We start from the raw sequence: 1,567 nt of genomic DNA on the forward strand, positions 1-1,567 counted from the left end.
CTGCCCGACGGCCCAGGTGGCCGCCGGGCAGTCGCGCGTTCCGGCGCCCCCCGCCGGCCGCCTGCTCCTCACCGCCCGCCGTCCCTCGCCGCCGTGCGCCGCACGGCGGCGTACTGCTGTGCTCATTCGGCCTCAACTCGTCCTCACAGTTGACCAGTTGATGCTGCTCCAGGCTCCGTGGAGCATGGGATCACCGACGCGAATCCGACCCGCCTCCGTTCCAGAGCGCCTCGCTCGGTTCCCTCTCTCTCGCAAGGAGCAGGATTCTCCATGTCCACGGACGAAATCAACGCGGTCCGGCCCGCGGCTGGGCGGACCGCGCAGCCGCCGGCGCCCGCCGGACACCCCGAACCTCCGGCGCGCCCGCGGGGGTCCCTGGCCGGGCGGCTCCCGTCGCTCACCGGCCTGCGCTTCCCCGCCGCGCTCCTGGTGTTCGTCTTCCACGCCTCGCTGCCCTACGACTCGGTGCGGCTGCTCGCCGACGACGCCGCGCAGAAGCGGTTCACCGACCTGTCGGCGCAGACCGGCGCGCTCGGGGTGACCTTCTTCTTCGCGCTCAGCGGCTTCGTGCTCACCTGGTCGGCCCGCGAGGGCGACACCGCGCGGGCCTTCTGGCGCCGGCGCTACGTCAAGATCGTGCCGAACTACGTGGTCGCCTGGGCCCTGGCGCTGCTGCTCTTCGCCGGTGCCACCACCGAGGCGTGGCGGGCCGCGCTCAACCTGCTCATGCTCCAGGTCTACGTCCCGGACTTCCTCACCAACTTCAGTGTGAACCCGCCCGGTTGGTCGCTGGCCGCGGAGGCGGTCTTCTACCTCTGCTTCCCGCTGCTCCACCTCTGGATCAAGCGGATCCAGGCGGACCGGCTGAAGTACTGGATCGCGGGCACGGTCGCGGGCATCGTCGCCACGGTGGCCGTCGCCTACACGGTCGTCCCGGCCGGCACGGCGATGATGGACAACGAGCCCACCACGTCGGCCACCCAGTACTGGTTCGCCTACGTGCTGCCCTTCCCCCGGCTGCTGGACTTCGCGCTCGGCATCCTGGTGGCCCGGGCGGTGATGGCGGGCCGCTGGCGGAACATCGGCATGGTGTGGTCGTCCGTCCTGCTGGCGGCGAGCTTCGTGGCCGCCTCGTACGTCCCGCACATCTGGGGCCAGCGCGCGGTCACGGTCGTTCCGGCCGTGCTGCTCATCGCGGCGGGGGCGATCGCCGACAACGAGGGCCGGCCCAGTGCCGTCCGCAACCGCGTGATGGTCTGGCTGGGCGAGGTCTCCTTCGCCTTCTACCTGCTGCACTACGTCGTGATCGCCACCACCCGCAGGGTCCTGGGCGCCGGGCTCTACTCCGGACCGGCCACCGTCGCCCTGCTGGTCGTCGAGTTCGTGATCACGCTGCTGGCCTCCTGGGCGCTCTACGCCCTGGTCGAACGGCCGATCACCCGCCGCTGGTCCCGCCCGCGCAAACGGGCCGGGGCCCCGGCGCCGCAGGGCGGCTGACGGGCGGCGGCCCGGCCCGCCGACGGCGCAGAGCGGCCCGCCGCACCCCCCCCCCCGGGGGGGGCCGGGG

1 protein-coding gene is annotated in these 1,567 nt (G+C 73.1%); it reads left to right on the forward strand.

The genetic code is table 11. The annotated features are described in order from the left end of the window. The first annotated feature begins 270 nt into the window (after positions 1 to 270). Positions 271 to 1,497: an acyltransferase family protein gene (locus ACFCX4_RS36210; RefSeq protein WP_376151725.1), complete on the forward strand. Its 1,227-nt coding sequence runs from the start codon at positions 271 to 273 to the stop codon at positions 1,495 to 1,497. Positions 1,498 to 1,567 lie beyond the last annotated feature (70 nt).

Source organism: Kitasatospora sp. NPDC056327 (assembly GCF_042261735.1).
Lineage (GTDB): Bacteria > Actinomycetota > Actinomycetes > Streptomycetales > Streptomycetaceae > Kitasatospora.

Bases quoted from the DNA above. Each gene is read 5' to 3' on its own strand.
- ACFCX4_RS36210 (WP_376151725.1), top strand. From the start codon at position 271: ATGTCCACGGACGAAATCAACGCGGTCCGGCCCGCGGCTGGGCGGACC.